An 18,478-nucleotide genomic window follows, 5' to 3' on the forward strand; every position below is an offset into this window, starting at 1 on the left:
CTTTTTTCAGCCGAATATCTCTATTATAGAGGGCGGACGGAACTTCGTCAACCAAAAGAAGAACGGATTTTTGATGAAATTCAGTTTTTGACAGACTTTTTCAAATGGGATTGACAATTTTATTTAGTTGTACTATCATCTAATTAGTTGCATATACATCTATTTAGGACATGCAAAACAGAACAGGAGGAGCATAAAAATGGATCCAACCGAACGAAAAATAACGAAAATCGCACGGGAAGCCGGGAAATTTACGGTTCAGGCGATGAAGGAAGAAGGCATCGGCACGGCGGAATTTGATTTTATCCATCTGGTGCGCCACAATCCCGGCATCACGCAGACGGAAGTGCGCGAACAGCTGAAGATTGATAAAGGAGCTGCCGCAAGACGTGCTGCAAACCTGGAGGCAAAAGGATATCTGGTCCGGAAGCCGAATCCGTGGGACGGCAGAAGCCAGCTTCTGTATGCTACCGAAAAAGCAGAATCCCTGAAAAATTCCAAAGCGGAGATTGAAACGGTCTTTTACGAATGGCTGCTCTCGGAGCTTCCCAAAGAGGAGGCAGAAAACTTCTGCAGAACGCTGGACAAGCTGTACTGGAAATCGAAGAGAGAACGGCAGAATCATTTTGCGGAACTTTCAAAAATTTTAAGTGAAAAAGCAGATAAAACAATAAAAGCAACAGCAGAAGGAGGCAGCAGCGATGAAGGATGAAACCTTTCGCCCGAACCGGGTGCTCTCTTACTTTCAGGAAGAATGGAAAACCCTCTTTTTTGTTACGGTTTCCGGCCTCATCTATAATCTGGGACTTCTTGCAGGTCCCTGGTTTGAGGGAAAAATGACAGGAAAGCTGGTTGATCTCCTGGGTGGCACAGGAACCTTCCACCAGATGCTGATGCTGGTCACGGCCTATGTTGTGAGTATTGGCATTGTGCAGGTTTCCCGCTATTTCAAACGGTTCTATGTCAGAAGATTTGCCAACAACGTCAACCGGCATATGAAGCAGATTCTTTACGGAACGCTGGTTTGCAAAAGCCGCTTGGAGCTGGAAGCGGAAGGTACCGGAAATGTACTGACGAAGGCCATTCTCGATGTAGACGATTGCGTAGAAGGAATGCGGAAATTTACAACGGAAATCTTTGATACCGGTGTTGCTCTTCTCGCCTATGCGTGTATGCTGCTCTGGTACGACTGGAAACTGGCTCTTCTCTGCATGATTTTCCCACCCATTTCCTACGTGATTGCCGAAAAGATGAAGGTCATGGTACAGAAAACGGGCGCTGCCTATAAGGTACAGTCGGGTGCATTAAGTGCTGCAACCCTGGACCGTGCGACAAATGCCATCACGTATCGTGTCTTTGGCTGTGAGGAGGACAGAAAGGCCGCTTATGAGGAGAATCTTTCGGCTTACGAATCTGCCGCTGTGCGCGCCAATATCTGGAACACAGCTATGCCGCCGATTTACCGTATGATCTCGATGACGAGCATTCTGTTTATCCTGTATTTTGGAGGCAGAAACGTCCTGCATGAGGGCTGGACACCGTGGACCATTGCCGTATTTACCACATTTTTGTCCTGCTACACGAAGCTTGCCACCAAATCATCGAGCGCAGCAAAGCTTTTTAATGCAGTGCATAAAGCGCAGGTTTCCTGGAAACGAATCAAACCTCTGCTGCAAAATTCGAAAGCCGAACCGGAGCTTCCGGCCGCAGCGCCTGCAGAGCTTAACGTCGATCACCTGCATTTTGCCTATCCAAACGGAAAAGAGATTATCCATGACCTGTCGTTTCAAGCGGCTCCTGGCCAGATCATCGGTGTGACGGGACCTGTCGCATGCGGAAAGTCAACGCTTGGAAAGACTTTTCTCTGCGAGTCGCCGTATGAGGGAAGCATCACCTTTGGCGGAAAAGAGCTGGAAAAAATGGAAAAAGCAGACCGGAACCGCATGGTCGGTTATCTTGGCCACGACCCGGAGCTGTTCCATGGAAGCGTGGAAGATAATATCCGTCTCGGGGGAAAAGAGGGCGCAGAGGAGATGATCCGAGTCGTCTGCCTGGAAGATGAAGTGAAAGCAATGGAAAACGGAATCCATACTCTGGTCGGAACGGGCGGTGTCCGTCTCTCCGGCGGTCAGGCGCAGCGCCTTGCCCTTGCGCGAACTCTGTATCACAAACGGCCGGTTCTGATTCTCGACGATCCGTTTTCGGCACTCGACCAGAAGACGGAAGCACAGATTTTTGCAAATTTAAAAGAACTGGCAAAAGACTCTATTATGATCCTCATTTCCCATCGCCTCTATCTGTTTGATCAGATGGATCAGGTCATCTGGATGGATGAGCGCCATACGAAAGTCGGCACACATGAGGAACTCCTTGCAACGGTTCCGTCTTACGCAAAGCTCTGCAGCAATCAGACGAAGGGAGGCAGCTTTTGATGCAAAAGAAAGAATCTGTATTGCGGGTAATCAAAGAAACCGTTCGAAAACACGGCGTTTTATCAGCCGCACTTTTTGCAGTCGTCTGCGGTGCGGTTATTTTCGCACTGCTCCCGCCGCTTGTGCTGGCACAACTGATTGACCTTTTGATAAATAAGCATACCCTCTGGATGGAAGGAATTCTGCTGTATTTCGGACTTCTTGCCCTGACGGGTCTTCTGGAGTCGGCAAGAGAGAGTCTTCTGACGGTATTCGGCCAGAAAATTACACATGCACTCCGAAGCAGTCTGATGGAAAAGTTCGGACGCCTTTCCGCCAACGAGCTGAACCGCCAGGAGCCGGGCGCTCTCGTATCAAGATTTGTCGGTGACGTCGACACAGTGGAAAACCTGTTTACCTCCGGGATCATCAGTATGTTTGCCGATGCGTGCAAAATCTTAAGCATTCTTACCGTCATCTGGGTGACAAACCGTGGACTTACGATTGTTCTGATTCTTTTACTCCCTGTTCTGTTCCTCTTTACCCGTTATGTCCAGAAAAACATGCTGGCCTCCCAGATTGCCAACCGCCGTGCAGTCAGCCGTGCTTCGGGTCACGTTCCGGAGACGCTGCACAACATCCGTACCATTCACTGTCTGCAGAAAGAAACGTATATGGAGCAGCAGTATGCGCACTATATTGATGACAGCTACAGCGCAATGGAGAAGACCAATTTTTACGATGCCGTCTATTCTCCGGTCATCCTGATTTTAAATGCCATTGTTGTTGCTGTTGTCATGCTGCTTTCGGCCTCCGGCAATCCGACCGTTTTAAAGCTGTTCGGCATGTCCGCCGGAACCGCCGTTGCTGTTATAAACTATATTTCCCAGATCTTTACTCCGGTCGAAAGCCTTGGTATGGAAATCCAGACGATTCAGTCTGCGTTTGCCGGTATGGAAAGAATCAATGAATTTTGCAGCCTGAAAGAGAAGAAAGAGCCGGCTGTGCTGACTGCAAATACAGATTACGGCATAGCGGCTGAGCTAAAAAATGTGACGTTTGGATATGACGAAAGCCAGGTCATCTTAAACGATGTAAGTCTGCAGATCAAAAAAGGCGAGCAGGTAACACTTTTGGGACGAACGGGTGCCGGAAAGAGTACTATTTTCAAACTGCTGCTCGGTTTATATGAGCCACAGAAAGGAACGGTTCTGATTTGGGGCGCTCCATCTGTCGATCTGCCGGATGCGAAGAAACGAAAGGTTTTCGGCTATGTGGAGCAGTCGTTTCACATGGTGCCGGGATCGGTAAAAGACCAGATTACTTTGTATGATGCAAAGATTTCGGATACAGATGTAAAAAAAGCAGCAGAGCTGACCGGACTTGCAAAGACCATCGAGGCGCTTCCGGACCAATATGATACGATCTGTACACAGGATCTCTTCTCACAGGGTCAGTGGCAGCTCCTCTCGATTGCCCGCGCAGCCGCAGCGGAGCCTGAAATTCTGCTCCTCGATGAGATTACCGCAAACCTTGATACAGAGACGGAAAAAATGGTATTAAATGCACTGCAAAGGGTTTCCAAAAACCGTACCGTAATTTCCATTTCCCACCGAACCATGGCAGAAACGGGCCGCGTGATTCCAGTTTCATAATTTCTTTTCGTTCATTAAATTTTTGAAACAAAGCGTGCCGGATGCATTCTGACAAAAAAGATGCGCCGACACGCTTTCTTTGTCCCGCTAGGCAGAACAAAATAGAGCGGAGGAGCGAGTTTCAATTGACACAAAAAAGGGGAGCAAGTACCATTCCGATCTGATGATGTTCCAGAGCGAATTAAAAGCGAATCTGGAGCATTTCGTCAAAACCGGAACGGTACAGCCGTTTCAGAAGATTTCGGCGTCCCAGATTTACACTTTCACGGAGGATTACCGCCTGACGGGCCAGCATTTCGATCTGGAGGATACAGACGGAAACCTAGTCTACGAGATCGACAGCACGGTGCCGCTGAAAACGTTTTATATCTACGATGCGATGCACACGGAAATTTTTCGCATGACGAAGGAACTGCTCCACGCGCTGCCGACCTACCGTTTTTATCTGTACGGCGAGCCGTATGGTGTGTTGAAAAAGCAGTTTGCACTCGTACGGGATCAGTTCTCGATGGAACTGCCGGAGGGAAAACTGGAACTCCGGGAATACGCCGGCTCCATCGGCCACAATTACTCGGTAAAACTGAACGGAACCATGATCGGCGCCATCGTCGACAATATGGATCTTACCGTCGGAAACATCATGTTCGACAATGCGTTTCTGATTGTCTACGATGCAAAATATCTGCCGCAGCTGACCGCACTCGCTGTGATGGCGGCAAGAGAACTGGCACGCGACAAGGACGGCGGTCTTTCCAATCGGTCCTGACAAAAGAAAGAGAGGGGAATCTATGAGAAAAACGACAAAATTGTTTTTGGGTTTTACAGCAGGACTTCTGCTTCTGTGCGGCTGCTCGGCGGCAGAAGAAAAGTTAGGGTATGAAAACGCGGATGTGGCAAAAGAAGCCCTTGCATCGGCTTCGTCCGTCCGCATGCGCTGTGATCTGGATAACGTTGACGCTTCGGGAAACATTTATGCGGATGAAAAGGCTGCCGCGTATATGAAAAACAGCGGTCTCTTTGATCAGACCTGGACGATCTCTATTTCCGGCGAAGAATGGTTCCATATGAAAATTGTGACGGACGAAGAAATCAATAAGATGACAAAATCCGCTACTACCTATGCATTCTATGATCCGGACAACAACCTGCTTGGCTATGCACAGGAGCGCGTGACGACACCGGATCAGATGCCGGAAGCGTATTACATTATTTTTCTCGATGCAGATCTGAACGAAAAACCATATTACGCATCAGAGGATGGACATACCATTTATACAGAGGGCGGAACGGTGATCGGTTCTGCGAAAAAAGAGATGGACTGGTCCGGTTCACAGTGCAATCTCTATGTGAACCTGGAGGATAACGGTACGCAGGTGATGGATTTCCAGGATAAATACGCCTTGCTCGATATGATGTACGATGAGGCAAATGAGTATTACAAAGATAACAAGTAAGGCGGAGGAAAAAGGCAGTTGAAAAAGAGAATATATACAGCCGCTGGTCTTTTTCTTGCCGCCGCTCTGGTGCTTGGCGGCTGCGGAAAAGAAAAAGTGCCGGAATCTGAGTTTGCAACTGCGGATGAGGCAAAAGAGGCGCTTACATCGGCAGAAACCATAGAAATCTACTTTGACCTGTATGGAAGTAAACGAAAGACGAAGATTGTGGCAGACGGAAAAGTGGCGGGCTATCTTCAGAAGAATACGGTCTATATCAACGAGGAGGAGTGGTTTTCGATTGACTATGTGGAGGATGAGCCCATCAATGACAGAGAAGGCTCCGGCACGACGTACGGCTATTACGACGCATCCGGTACGTGTCTTGGCTATGCGCAGGAGCAGTATGTGGATACCTCCCATGGAAAAGATACAAGACTGATTTTCCTTGATGTAGATGAAACGCCGCTCGATTACCAGAGTTCGAGAAGCGGCAGGATTCTGTATGATGAAAATGACGAGGAGATCGGCAGCGGAAAGATCGGGCGATCAGGGGTCAGTCTTCTTGACCAGTGGTACACGAATCTTTACTGTGCCGTCTTTAAGACCGAGACGGACGGCGCACGGCAGATTGATTTCATGGACCGGATGGCGATGCTGTGGCGTCTGGAGCGCGATTACCGCTCAATTGACGACAATCCTGTCAACACCGGCGTGCAGATTTATGAAACGGTTGCCGTTGTTTTTGTGCTGATCCTGTTGATTGGTTCGTCTTTCTCAAAATGGAGACAAAAAAAGAAAAATTAAAGGGAATGCTCGCTTCCTGGACGGCTGGTTTTGAGAAAAAACCACTGACAGGAAGGGGGCATTTTATACGCTTGTGAATCTTGCACAATTTCTGGTTTCATGCTAAAATTGTGCAGGTATGACGTTTGTTATACTTCTTATATTTATTCTTGAGAAAAGGTATGAAATACAAATGAACGATACAGAAACAAAAAACACAGCGGTAAAAGCGCCGGCACTGATGTCCACGCGGCCTGTGACAGCACAGGATGCGCTGGATCAGTGTGAGAAGCTTTCCCCGATGATGGTACATTATTGCCAGACGAAGACGGGCTTGACTGACCCGGCTAATACCATTTTGTTTTACCGCTTAGGTGATTTCTACGAAATGTTCTTCGAGGATGCCACCCTGGTATCCAAAGAACTTGAGCTTACGCTGACCGGAAAGGACTGCGGCATGGAGGAGCGCGCTCCGATGTGCGGTATCCCGTATCACGCGGCAGAAGGGTATATCAACCGTCTTGTAGAGAACGGCCATAAGGTTGCGATCTGCGAGCAGATGGAGGACCCGAAACAGGCAAAGGGCATGGTAAAGCGCGAAGTCATCCGCGTTGTCACACCGGGTACGACGCTGATCCCGCAGGGACTCGATGAGACGAAGAACAACTACATCATGTCGATCGTCTGCATGGAGGGATGCTTTGGCATTTCTACGGCAGATATCTCCACCGGCCAGTGCCTCGTCACGGAAATGGACAAGCCGCGCCGCCTTGTGGATGAGATCACGAAATTTATGCCGGCGGAAATCATCTGCAATCAGTCATTCCTGCTCTGCGGCATTGATGTGGAGGATCTCCGGACCCGTCTTCATATCTGCGTCAATGCATTGGAAGACTGGTATTTCGACGATGACATCTGCCGCCGTACGCTGCAGGAGCAGTTCCATGCGGCGACCATGGAGGGCCTTGGCATCGCTGATTACAACTGCGGAACAATTGCAGCCGGTGCGCTGTTCCAGTATCTGCACGAGACACAGAAATCGGATCTGTCTCACATGAATTCGATTACACCGTATGTGACAGACAAATATATGCTGATCGACAGCTCCAGCCGCCGGAATCTGGAATTGGTAGAAACGCTGCGGGAGAAGCAGAAACGCGGCTCCCTCCTCTGGGTTCTCGACAAAACCCGCACGGCGATGGGCGCGCGTCTTCTGCGAAGCTACGTGGAGCAGCCATTGATCGACGAGGATGAAATCAATGCAAGACTCGATGCGGTAGAGACGCTAACGGGGCAGGCGATGATCCGCGAGGAAATCCGCGAATACCTCCGCCCGGTCTATGACCTCGAACGTCTCGTCGGAAGAATCAGCTACCAGTCCGCGAATCCGCGTGACTTGATTGCCTTTAAATCATCGCTGCAGATGCTGCCTTACATTAAACAGCTCTTAAATTCGTTTGACGGCGGCGCTCTGGCACAGATTCAGGAGGATCTCGACCCGCTCGAGGACCTCTATCAGCTTGTCGATGCGGCAATCGTCGATGATCCGCCGTATCTGATGCGCGACGGCGGTATGATCAAGGACGGCTACAACGAGATGGTCGATAATTACCGTCACGCCAAGACTGAGGGAAAACAGTGGCTGAGTGAGCTGGAAGCAAGTGAGCGCGAGAAAACCGGCATCAAAAATATGAAGGTCAAATACAACAAGGTATTTGGCTACTATCTGGAGGTAACGAACTCGTTTAAAGACCTCGTGCCGGATTACTATACAAGAAAACAGACCCTGACGAATGCAGAGCGCTACATTACCCCGCGCCTCAAGGAACTCGAGGATACGATTCTCGGTGCGGAGGATAAGCTGTATGCGCTGGAATACGATCTTTTCTGTACGGTACGTGATACGGTTGCCGGTGAGGCGGAGCGGATTCAGCGCACGGCGCAGGCTCTGGCACGGCTCGATGTGTATGCATCGCTTTCCTACGTTGCCGAGCACAACCACTATGTGCGCCCGAAGCTGAACAGCCGCGGAAAGATTGATATCAAGGACGGCCGTCACCCAGTGGTCGAGAAGATGATTCCAAACGATATGTTTATCGCAAATGATACCCTGCTTGACAACGGTGACCACCGCGTTTCCGTCATCACCGGACCGAACATGGCCGGTAAATCGACGTATATGCGCCAGACGGCTCTCATTGTGCTGATGGCACAGATCGGTTCGTTTGTTCCGGCTTCGAAGGCAAACATCGGTATTGTGGATCGGATCTTTACCCGTGTCGGCGCATCCGATGACCTTGCAAGCGGCCAGAGTACATTTATGGTCGAAATGACGGAGGTGGCAAATATTCTTCGGAATGCGACTTCGAACAGTCTGCTGATTCTCGATGAGATCGGAAGAGGTACGAGTACATTCGACGGTCTTTCGATCGCCTGGGCGGTCATTGAGCATGTGGCGAATCCGAAATTGCTCGGCGCGAAAACGCTGTTTGCGACACATTACCACGAGCTGACGGAGCTCGAGGGAAAGCTGCCGGGCGTGCACAATTATTGTATTGCCGTCAAGGAAAAGGGCGACGATATCGTGTTTCTGCGTAAAATTGTACAGGGCGGCGCAGATAAGAGCTACGGTATCCAGGTAGCGCGTCTTGCAGGTGTGCCGGAGTCGGTGCTCTCCCGGGCGCAGGAGCTGGTGGAGCAGTTAAGTGATGCCGATATCACTGCTGCGGTCAAGGACCTGACGATGCAGAAGAAACCGAAAGCAAAGCCGGTTCACTACGACGAGGTCGATATGGCACAGATGTCGCTGTTCGATACGGTGCAGGATGATGATATCATCCAGGAGCTCTCTGAACTTGATATCTCGAACATGACGCCGATGGATGCTTTAAATACCCTGTACCGTTTCCAGGGAAAGGTGAAAAACCGCTGGAAATAGGGAATACTGAACCAGAACATAAGTTAGAATACAATCCGAAACAGAAAGGAACAACATGGCTACCATAGCAGTACTGGATCAGAATACGATCGATAAAATTGCGGCCGGTGAGGTCGTGGAACGGCCGGCTTCCGTGGTAAAGGAGCTGGTGGAAAATGCAATGGACGCCGGTGCGACGGCGATCACCGTGGAAATCCGCGACGGCGGTATTTCGCTGGTGCGGATCACGGACAATGGAAGCGGCATTCCGGCCGAACAGGTGCCGCTCGCTTTTCTGCGCCACGCGACGAGTAAGATCCGTTCCGTGGAAGAACTCGTGCAGATTGCATCTCTTGGCTTCCGCGGCGAGGCGCTCTCGAGTATCTCGGCGGTTGCGCAGGTCGAGATGATTACGAAAACGCCGGATGCGCTGACGGGAACGCGGTATGTGATTGAGGGCGGCGCGGAGAAGGCCAATGAGGAGGTCGGTGCCCCGACCGGAACAACCTTTCTGGTCCGGAATCTTTTTTACAACACGCCGGCTCGTCAGAAATTCTTAAAAACGCCGGTTACGGAGGCGAATGCGGTGACTTCCGTTGTGGAGCAGCTTGCGCTGTCGCACCCGGGGATTTCGTTTAAATATATGGTGAATTCACAGGTGAAGCTCCATACGAGCGGCAACCGGAATTTAAAAGAACTGGTCTATAATATTTATGGCCGCGACATCGCGCGGGAGCTGATCGAGATTCACTCGGAAAGCCCACTGATGACGATCGACGGCTTTATCGGAAAACCGGTGATCTCGAGGGGAAATCGGAATTTTGAAAATTATTACGTGAATGGACGGTATGTGCGGAGCAAGCTGCTGGCCCGCGCGATCGAGGACGGATATCAGACATCGATGATGCAGCATAAATATCCGTTTACGCTGTTCTATGTCCAGATGGATGGAGAAGCAGTCGACGTCAATGTGCATCCGACGAAGATGGAACTTCGTTTTTCCCATCAGGAGGAGATTTACCGCCAGATGCGTGATATGATCTCGGATGCCCTGAATCACAGGGAGCAGATTGTGAAGGTTTCGCTTTCTTCCGACAGGGAACGGAAAGCAGAGGAAAAAGCGGCACGGAAAGAACAGATTGTTGTTCCGGAACCGTTCGAGCAGAAACGGCAGGTAAAAGAAGGCTTTGCACGGCAGTCCCTTCCGGTGGAGCCGGTTTCCAGCCAGAGCAGAAGAATGCCGATTTTCCCGGAGGTGGAACGAAATGGATACCGCGCAGCGAAAACGTATGTGCCGGTTCAGCAGACGACGGGAATGACGCGGGAAGAGGAAGAACTGTTTGAGCCGGGTGCAGGAAACGTGCCAAAGACGGCAGATCATTCTGTGCAGACAGAAAAAACGGCGGTTCTGAGTTCAGCTGAAACTGCAGCAGAAATGCCAATGCAAAAGGAGACTGCTTTGCCGCAGACCTCTCAGACGTTTCTGAAACAAACAGAGACACCGAATCGTATGGCTGAATCACAGCAGGCAGCAGCGCGGAATAAGGATGTAAAAGCGTGGGAGCAGCAGGAGAGCAGCAATGCGGAGCAGGAAGTTACAAATCCAGCAGGCCGCTCAAGCGTGGAAGCAATACAGCATCCGCAGGAGCCAGAGACGGTTCCGCAGACGCCTTCCATGCCGGAAGAACGTTCATCTGCATCCGCTTCGCCTGAGCCGGAAGGCCAGATGCAGCTCTTTGATGAGCAGTTTCTTACCCCGGAAGCAGAGAAATCGCACCGCATTATCGGCCAGGTTTTCGATACGTACTGGCTGATTCAGTACGGCGAGAATCTCTACATCATCGATCAGCATGCCGCACACGAGAAGGTGCTGTTTGAACGGATGATGAAGAATTACCGGGAAAAGAACGTCACATCCCAGATGGTGAGTCCTCCGCTGATCGTCTCCTTAACGCCGCAGGAAGCAGATCTTGTGACCCGTTACATGGATGTCTTCCAGTCCTTCGGCTATGAAATTTCCCCGTTCGGCGGAAAGGACTATGCGATCAACGCTGTGCCGCACAATCTGTACGGCATTGCGACAGAAGAACTGTTTATCGAGATTCTTGACAATCTCGAGGAGGTCCGCGAAAAGCCGCTGGAGATCTTAAAAGACCGTCTGGCGACCATGTCGTGCAAGGCCGCTGTCAAGGGGAACAACCATCTTTCCTATGCGGAGGCGGAACAGCTGATTGCCGAGCTTTTGACGCTCGAAGATCCGTACCACTGCCCGCACGGCCGCCCGACGATCATTTCCCTCTCGAAGCGGCAACTGGAAAAGAAATTTAAGAGAATTGTGTAGGTGATTTTTTTGAAAAAACCTTTGATTATCCTGACCGGCCCGACCGCCGTCGGCAAGACGAAGCTGTCGATTTCGCTTGCCAAAACGGTGAATGGGGCCATTATCTCCGCGGATTCTATGCAGGTCTACCGCCATATGGATATCGGATCTGCCAAAATCCGCCCGGAGGAGATGTGCGGCGTTCCGCATTATCTGATCGATGTGCTCGATCCTTCCGAAGAGTTTCACGTCGTGAAGTTTGTGGAACTGGCGCATGAAGCGATGGAAAAAATATACGCCGCCGGACAGATTCCGATCGTGACGGGCGGCACCGGCTTTTATATCCAGGCACTTTTAAAAGAAGTTGATTTTACGGAATCGCACGGTGAACTGCCGATCCGGAAACAGCTGGAAGAAAAAGCAGCAACGGAGGAAGGCGCGGCAGAACTGTACCGGGAACTTTCCGAGGTTGATCCTGCTTCCGCGGAGACGATTCACCCGAATAATGTAAAACGTGTAATCCGGGCGCTGGAATATTATCACGAGACAGGACAGAAGATTTCGGAGCACAACGAGGAGCAGAAGCAGAAGGAATCTCCGTACTGTTCTGCTTATTTTGTGCTGAACGACGAACGTTCGATTCTGTATGACCGCATTGACAGGCGCGTCGATCAGATGATCCGCGACGGACTGGTTGATGAAGTTTTCCGTTTGAAAGAAATGGGATACACAAGAGATCTTGTCTCCATGCAGGGACTGGGCTACAAAGAACTGTTCCCGTATCTTGCGGGCGAATGCACGCTGGAGGAGGCCGTCTATATCATCAAGCGGGACACCCGTCATTTTGCCAAACGGCAGCTGACCTGGTTCCGCCGGGAAAAGGATGTGATCTGGCTGAACAAGCCGGATTTTGACTACGACGAAGAAAAAATATTATCCTATATGCTGGATCGCTGGAACGAAATCGTTTCGGCTGATGCAAAGGAAGAAGGAGAATAATCATGTTGACAGAAAAAGTTGCTATGTACAGCACACTTGGCATTTCCAAAGAGGTTTTCGCATTTGGAACGAAAATTGAGGAAGAACTAAAAGAGCGTTTTGCAAAAATTGATGAAATCGCAGAATACAACCAGTTAAAGGTCATCCACGCCATGCAGGCAAGCAAGGTCAGCGAGGCATGCTTATATGGAACCACAGGATACGGATACAATGACCTGGGACGTGATACGCTGGAGCAGGTCTATGCAACGTGCTTCGGCACTGAGGATGCACTGGTACGCCCGCAGATCGCCTGCGGAACCCATGCGCTTGCAACGGCGCTTTCCGGAAATCTCCGCCCGGGCGACGAACTGCTTTCTCCTGTTGGAAAACCGTACGACACCCTTGAGGAAGTGATCGGCATCCGCCCGTCCGTCGGATCTCTTGCGGAATATGGCGTAACTTACCGCCAGGTAGATTTAAAAGAGGACGGCTCTTTCGATTACGAAGGAATCAAAAATGCCATCAACAAAAAGACAAAGATGGTGACGATTCAGAGATCGAAAGGATATCAGACCAGACCGACGCTTTCTGTTACCCGCATCGGTGAACTGATTGCATTTATTAAAAATATCAAACCAGATGTCATCTGTATGGTCGATAACTGCTACGGCGAGTTCGTGGAGACGATCGAACCGACCAATGTCGGTGCAGATCTGATGGTCGGATCCCTGATCAAAAACCCGGGCGGCGGACTGGCTCCGGCCGGCGGTTACATTGTTGGAAAGAAAAAGTACGTGGAAAATGCAGCATACCGTCTGCTCTCCCCGGGACTTGGAAAAGAGGTTGGCGCAACACTTGGTGTGAACGGTTCCTTCTACCAGGGATTCTTCCTGGCACCGACCGTTACCGCAGCGGCATTAAAAGGTGCTGTCTTTGCTGCAAATGTTTATGAGAAACTGGGATTTGCCGTTGTTCCAAACGGAACCGAGAGCCGTCACGACATCATTCAGGCGGTAACGTTTGGAAAACCGGAAGGCGTCATCGCATTCTGCCAGGGTATCCAGGCAGCTGCCCCGGTCGACAGCTTCGTTTCCCCGGAACCTTGGGATATGCCAGGCTACGACAGCCCAGTTATCATGGCAGCTGGCGCTTTCGTGCAGGGCTCTTCCATTGAACTTTCTGCCGACGGCCCGATCAAACCACCGTACGCTGTCTACTTCCAGGGTGGGCTTACGTGGCAGCACGCAAAATTCGGTATTCTGATGAGTCTTCAGAAACTCGTCGATGCCGGTATGGTGACATTATAATGGCAAAAAATGTGGTAATTATCGGCGGCGGCGCGAGCGGACTGATGGCGGCAATTTGGGCCTCACGTCTCGGTGCCGCGGTCACTGTTCTGGAAAAGAACGATAAACCGGGCAGAAAGCTTCTTGCGACCGGAAACGGACGGTGTAATTTTACCAATCGTTATCAGGATGCATCGTGCTACCGCACGGGAAATCAGGAGCGTGCATCACGGGTTCTCGAACAGTTTACCGAACAGGACACCGAACAGTTTTTTGAACAGCTCGGCATCCGCATCCGGAGCCGTGAAGGCTGGCTTTATCCGGCCAGCGAGCAGGCACAGTCCGTTCTTGATCTGCTGGTTTTGGAAGCCAGATTCCGAAAGGTAAAAATCAAGACACGGGAAACGGCTGTTGCAGTGGAAAAAGCCGAAAATGGTTATCTGGTGCGCACCGAAGGATGGCAGTACCCGGCTGACAGCGTCATCATCTGCTGCGGAAGCTGTGCTTCCCAGATCGCCGGTTCCGACGGAGATACACTTCGATTTGCCGATCAGCTTCAGCTCGCTTCGATTCCGTTTTCCCCGGCCCTCTGCCCGCTCCGCTGCAAAGGAAACCAGTTTTCCTCCTGGGCGGGTGTTCGGGTGCGCGCGAAGATTACGCTTCTGGTTGAAAATCAGGAGATTCTGACGGAACAGGGAGAACTGCAGCTTACCGACTACGGTGTCTCCGGCATCCCGGTATTCCAGATTTCCCGGTTCGCTGTGCGCGCCTGCATGCAGAAAAAACGCGCTGAACTTCTCGTAGACTTCTTTCCGGAACTGACGGAATCGGAGCTTACTGCAGAATTTGTCAGACGGCAGGAAATCTGCCCGTATAAAGCGCCAAAAGAGCTTCTGATCGGCCTTCTTCCGGAAAAACTCATTCCGGTTCTGATCGGAAAGAAAAAGATTCCGGAAGAAATGGCAGGCGCCATCAAATCATATCGTTTACAGATCACCGGCCAGACCGACTTTGGAAAAGCCCAGGTGTGTGCGGGCGGCATCACGCTCGACCAGCTTACGGATTCTCTGGAATCGGTACAGCACCCTGGTATTTTCTTTGCGGGAGAAGCCCTGGACGTCGACGGCGTCTGCGGCGGCTACAATCTCCAGTGGGCCTGGTCCAGCGGAAGTGCAGCCGGAAGAGCTGCAGCAGGAGAACATACATGATTCGGATACAGCAATTAAAGCTTCCAGTCACTCACACACAGGAGGAACTGGAACAGAAAATAAGAAAAACACTGAAAATCGGAAAACACGATCTGCAGGAAATTGAGCTCTTACGCCGCTCAATTGATGCCAGAAAGAAATCCGAATTAAAATACGTTTATCAGCTTGATGTAAAAGTAAAAGATGAGAACGCCGTACTGCGGAAGGCGAAAAATAACCAGATCGTAAAAGCGGAGAAAAAGCCATATGTGTTCCCAAAATCCGGAGAACAGACTCTTGTTCACCGGCCGGTTATTATCGGAAGCGGTCCGGCAGGGCTTTTTTGTGCCTATGTTCTCGCAAAGCATGGCTACCGTCCGCTCGTTCTGGAGCGCGGCGAATCTGCAGAACAGAGAAAGAAAAGTGTCGATGCGTTCTGGAAAACCGGCGTTCTGAACCCGGAATCGAACGTACAGTTCGGAGAGGGCGGCGCCGGTACGTTTTCGGATGGAAAATTAAACACTTCGGTGAAGGATCCATCCGGCAGAAACCGTGAGGTACTCCGGATCTTCACGGAATGCGGGGCACCGGAAGAAATTCTGTATGATCAGAAACCGCACCTTGGCACAGATCAGCTCATCGGAATTGTGACAACGATGCGGAAAAAGATCGAGGCATGGGGCGGAGAAGTCTGTTTCGGAGCAAAAGTGACGGACTTTGGGATTGAAAACGGCAGACTCACTTCTGTAACCGTCAATGAAACCGAGAAGATTGCCGCTGAGACGGCAGTCCTTGCGATCGGCCACTCTGCACGCGATACCTTCTTTAAACTCTGCGAAAATAAGATCTCCATGGAAGCAAAATCCTTCGCTGTCGGCGTCCGCATTGAGCATCCGCAGAAGATGATCACGGAGGATCAGTACGGACCGGAGGCACCGGATTTTCTTGGGGCAGCACCGTATAAGGTCACCAATCAGTGTGAAAACGGAAGAGGTGTGTACTCATTCTGTATGTGTCCCGGCGGCTATGTTGTCAACGCATCCTCGGAAGCGGAACGCACCTGCGTCAACGGTATGAGTTATTCTGACCGGGAAGGTAAAAATGCGAACAGCGCTATGATTGTCACCGTAACACCGGAAGACTACCGCCCGTACCATGTAGAGGGAACGCCGGACGTACTCGATGGTGTGGCATTCCAGAGAGCGCTTGAACACGCTGCGTGGGAAGCCGGAAAAGGCAAAGTTCCGGTGCAGCTTTTTGGTGATTTCTGTGAAAACAGAGTTTCTACAGCACTTGGAGAGGTAACCCCTTCCATCTGCGGAGAATGGACTTTCGCCAATCTGCGGGAAGTTCTTCCGACGTTTATCGGAGACTCCCTTGTGGAAGGCATTCGTGCATCTGAGCGGAAAATCCACGGCTTTTCCCGTCCGGACGCCGTTCTTTCCGGCGTGGAAGCGCGTACCTCGTCACCGGTCCGCATTGTAAGAAATGAAACGCTCGAAAGTTCGTCGCTTACCGGTCTTTACCCGTGCGGAGAGGGCGCAGGCTATGCGGGAGGCATCACTTCCGCAGCCATGGACGGATTAAAAACGGCAGAGGAAATTGCAAAAAAATATATGAATTTTTCATAATTCCTATACATCTGCGGAAAGTTGTGCTAGAATGATGGGTGATTCAAACCAATGTATTCCATGAAAATTCCCGGAAGAGTGGTGGGAGGAATACATGAGAAAAAATGGATTACGAAACCTGCCGACGATGGAACAGCCATATGAAAAATGCCTGGAAAACGGCCCGGAAAGTCTTTCCGACGCGGAGCTTCTGGCTGTCATTTTACGATGCGGGGCAAGGGGAAAAACATCCCTGGAGCTCGCAAGAGAAATTCTTTCCCTTCCCGGAAAAGAGGAGGGCCTGTTAGGACTCTATCACTGTACAAGACAGGAACTTCTGCAGATCCGCGGAGTCGGGGAAGTAAAAGCGATCCAGCTCCAGTGCATCGGTGAGCTTTCCAAACGAATGGCCGCGGCCGGAGCAAGAAAAGGTCTCTGCTTTCATGATCCGGCTTCCATTGCGGATTATTACATGGAACGTCTCCGCCACGAGGATCAGGAGGTTCTTCTCTGCATGATGCTGGACACAAAAAATCAGCTTCTCGGAGAAAAGGAAATTACAAGAGGAACGGTCAATGCGACGATGATTTCGCCGCGGGAGCTTTTTCTTGCGGCACTGCAGTTCCGTGCGGTTCATATTCTGCTGGTTCACAACCATCCAAGCGGAATTCCGGAACCAAGCGGCGACGACATTACCGTGACACGGCAGATCCGGCGGGCAGGCGAAATGCTCGGTATTACCCTGCTGGATCACATTATTATCGGGGATCACTGCTATACCAGCATGCTGGAACAGGGAATCTGATCCCGGAAACTACAGGCAGGAATGCCGAAATGAAGGGAACAAGTTAAAGGAGCACGATGCAGATTCGAAATGTATACGGCATAGATCTTGGCACCAGTACCGTCAAGATTTATGACCTGAAGAAAGACACGATCACAAAAGAAAAAAACATGATTGCCATACGCAACCGCGAACAGGTGATTGCCGTTGGAAATTACGCATATGAAATGCACGAGAGAACGCCTTCCAATATCGAGGTAATTACCCCCATGAGCAACGGACGCATTGCGAATGTATTAATGGTAGAAGCAGTACTGCATACCCTTCTCCATCGCTGTACGCGCCACATGGGATACCGCCCGGAGCTGTATTTTTCAGTCCCATGCGATATGACAGAGATTGAACGGCGTTCTTATTATACCATTGCACATAAGGGAGCTTTGAAAAACTGCCGTATGTATCTTGTTGACAAACCGATTGCAGACGCGTTGGCGCTCGGCATTCCGATCAACCGGACCAAGGGATCCATGATTGTCAATATTGGCGCCCAGAGTACGGAGATTTCCGTTATTGCAAACGCAAGGGTTATTTTTTCCAGAATTATCCCAATGGGCGGAAAACAGTTCAACGAAGCAATCTGCAATCTGAACCGCCGCAAAAATAATTTCCAGATCGGTTCCAAAACGGCCAAGCGGGTTAAAATTGCGCTGGCAGACCTCGGGACCGATAAAAAAGAGGCACGAAAAGTGCGCGGCGTGGATGGTGCATCCGGTCTTCCGATGGAGGGGATCATTACTTCTTCCCTTGTAAATGAAGCACTGCTCACCGGCGTCAATGTCATCGGCGAGGAAATTAAGCACGCGCTGGAGCGTACGCCGCCGCAGATTCACGACCATATCCAGAAAGAGGGCATCTACATTACCGGCGGAAGCACAAGGATTCCGAATATTGACCGGTATCTTTCCCGGCAGCTCGGCTGTCCGGTGCAGCTTTCCCAGTATTATGACCTCTGTACCATCTGTGGGCTCAAAGAACTGATTACGCACGATGCACTGCATCGCTGGGCTTATACAGTAAATAAAAAGAAGTAAATCTATCAAAAAGGACC

At 50.6% G+C, this 18,478-nt stretch carries 14 protein-coding genes; all 14 read left to right on the forward strand.

Features of this window, described 5'->3' with window-relative positions; all coding sequences use genetic code 11:
- Window positions 1–199: 199 nt before the first annotated feature.
- The 14 genes from ACY2VW_RS04735 to ACY2VW_RS04800 all read left to right on the forward strand — a co-directional run bounded on the left by ACY2VW_RS04735 (window position 200) and on the right by ACY2VW_RS04800 (window position 18,461).
- Window positions 200–712: a MarR family winged helix-turn-helix transcriptional regulator gene (locus ACY2VW_RS04735; RefSeq protein ID WP_461877244.1), complete on the forward strand. Its 513-nt coding sequence runs from the start codon at window positions 200–202 to the stop codon at window positions 710–712.
- The gene (locus ACY2VW_RS04740; protein WP_461877245.1) at window positions 702–2,432 is read left to right on the forward strand and encodes an ABC transporter ATP-binding protein; all 1,731 of its coding nucleotides are present in this window, start codon (window positions 702–704) and stop codon (window positions 2,430–2,432) included. Before ACY2VW_RS04735 ends, ACY2VW_RS04740 begins: the two co-directional genes overlap by 11 nt.
- The gene (locus ACY2VW_RS04745) at window positions 2,432–4,066 is read left to right on the forward strand and encodes an ABC transporter ATP-binding protein (protein WP_461877246.1); all 1,635 of its coding nucleotides are present in this window, start codon (window positions 2,432–2,434) and stop codon (window positions 4,064–4,066) included. Before ACY2VW_RS04740 ends, ACY2VW_RS04745 begins: the two co-directional genes overlap by 1 nt.
- Before the next feature lie 163 nt (window positions 4,067–4,229).
- Window positions 4,230–4,832, forward strand: a complete 603-nt coding sequence (locus ACY2VW_RS04750) for an LURP-one-related/scramblase family protein (RefSeq protein WP_461877247.1) — start codon at window positions 4,230–4,232, stop codon at window positions 4,830–4,832.
- A 22-nt stretch (window positions 4,833–4,854) separates the two neighbouring features.
- The gene (locus tag ACY2VW_RS04755; protein ID WP_055228134.1) at window positions 4,855–5,520 is read left to right on the forward strand and encodes a hypothetical protein; all 666 of its coding nucleotides are present in this window, start codon (window positions 4,855–4,857) and stop codon (window positions 5,518–5,520) included.
- A gap of 18 nt (window positions 5,521–5,538) precedes the next feature.
- On the forward strand, window positions 5,539–6,306 hold the full coding sequence (locus tag ACY2VW_RS04760) for a hypothetical protein (protein WP_461877248.1): 768 nt from the start codon (window positions 5,539–5,541) through the stop codon (window positions 6,304–6,306).
- A gap of 280 nt (window positions 6,307–6,586) precedes the next feature.
- Entirely contained in the window at window positions 6,587–9,223 is a 2,637-nt protein-coding gene (mutS, locus tag ACY2VW_RS04765) for a DNA mismatch repair protein MutS (RefSeq protein ID WP_461877267.1), read from the forward strand.
- 55 nt (window positions 9,224–9,278) lie between these two features.
- Complete coding sequence (mutL, locus tag ACY2VW_RS04770) at window positions 9,279–11,543, forward strand: DNA mismatch repair endonuclease MutL (protein ID WP_461877249.1); 2,265 nt, start codon at window positions 9,279–9,281, stop codon at window positions 11,541–11,543.
- 9 nt (window positions 11,544–11,552) lie between these two features.
- Complete coding sequence (miaA, locus tag ACY2VW_RS04775; RefSeq protein WP_461877268.1) at window positions 11,553–12,521, forward strand: tRNA (adenosine(37)-N6)-dimethylallyltransferase MiaA; 969 nt, start codon at window positions 11,553–11,555, stop codon at window positions 12,519–12,521.
- A 2-nt stretch (window positions 12,522–12,523) separates the two neighbouring features.
- A complete protein-coding gene (locus ACY2VW_RS04780) occupies window positions 12,524–13,810 on the forward strand; it encodes a methionine gamma-lyase family protein (RefSeq protein ID WP_461877250.1) in 1,287 nt (428 codons plus the stop codon).
- Window positions 13,810–14,997, forward strand: a complete 1,188-nt coding sequence (locus tag ACY2VW_RS04785) for a BaiN/RdsA family NAD(P)/FAD-dependent oxidoreductase (protein ID WP_191892615.1) — start codon at window positions 13,810–13,812, stop codon at window positions 14,995–14,997. The genes ACY2VW_RS04780 and ACY2VW_RS04785 overlap by 1 nt, the downstream gene beginning before the upstream one ends.
- The gene (locus ACY2VW_RS04790; RefSeq protein WP_461877251.1) at window positions 14,994–16,607 is read left to right on the forward strand and encodes an NAD(P)/FAD-dependent oxidoreductase; all 1,614 of its coding nucleotides are present in this window, start codon (window positions 14,994–14,996) and stop codon (window positions 16,605–16,607) included. The genes ACY2VW_RS04785 and ACY2VW_RS04790 overlap by 4 nt, the downstream gene beginning before the upstream one ends.
- 94 nt (window positions 16,608–16,701) lie before the next feature.
- Window positions 16,702–17,391, forward strand: a complete 690-nt coding sequence (gene radC / locus ACY2VW_RS04795; RefSeq protein WP_022462847.1) for a RadC family protein — start codon at window positions 16,702–16,704, stop codon at window positions 17,389–17,391.
- Window positions 17,392–17,447: 56 nt separating this feature from the next.
- Window positions 17,448–18,461, forward strand: a complete 1,014-nt coding sequence (locus tag ACY2VW_RS04800) for a rod shape-determining protein (RefSeq protein WP_347043978.1) — start codon at window positions 17,448–17,450, stop codon at window positions 18,459–18,461.
- The last annotated feature ends 17 nt before the right edge of the window (window positions 18,462–18,478 follow it).

This window comes from Fusicatenibacter sp., from assembly GCF_977045365.1.

Coding starts and splice junctions, on each gene's coding strand:
- ACY2VW_RS04750 (WP_461877247.1), top strand. CDS start 4,230: ATGATGTTCCAGAGCGAATTAAAAGCGAATCTGGAGCATTTCGTCAAA.
- ACY2VW_RS04735 (WP_461877244.1), top strand. CDS start 200: ATGGATCCAACCGAACGAAAAATAACGAAAATCGCACGGGAAGCCGGG.
- ACY2VW_RS04740 (WP_461877245.1), top strand. CDS start 702: ATGAAGGATGAAACCTTTCGCCCGAACCGGGTGCTCTCTTACTTTCAG.
- ACY2VW_RS04755 (WP_055228134.1), top strand. CDS start 4,855: ATGAGAAAAACGACAAAATTGTTTTTGGGTTTTACAGCAGGACTTCTG.
- ACY2VW_RS04800 (WP_347043978.1), top strand. CDS start 17,448: ATGCAGATTCGAAATGTATACGGCATAGATCTTGGCACCAGTACCGTC.
- ACY2VW_RS04780 (WP_461877250.1), top strand. CDS start 12,524: ATGTTGACAGAAAAAGTTGCTATGTACAGCACACTTGGCATTTCCAAA.
- mutL (WP_461877249.1), top strand. CDS start 9,279: ATGGCTACCATAGCAGTACTGGATCAGAATACGATCGATAAAATTGCG.
- ACY2VW_RS04790 (WP_461877251.1), top strand. CDS start 14,994: ATGATTCGGATACAGCAATTAAAGCTTCCAGTCACTCACACACAGGAG.
- radC (WP_022462847.1), top strand. CDS start 16,702: ATGAGAAAAAATGGATTACGAAACCTGCCGACGATGGAACAGCCATAT.
- ACY2VW_RS04785 (WP_191892615.1), top strand. CDS start 13,810: ATGGCAAAAAATGTGGTAATTATCGGCGGCGGCGCGAGCGGACTGATG.
- mutS (WP_461877267.1), top strand. CDS start 6,587: ATGATGGTACATTATTGCCAGACGAAGACGGGCTTGACTGACCCGGCT.
- ACY2VW_RS04745 (WP_461877246.1), top strand. CDS start 2,432: ATGCAAAAGAAAGAATCTGTATTGCGGGTAATCAAAGAAACCGTTCGA.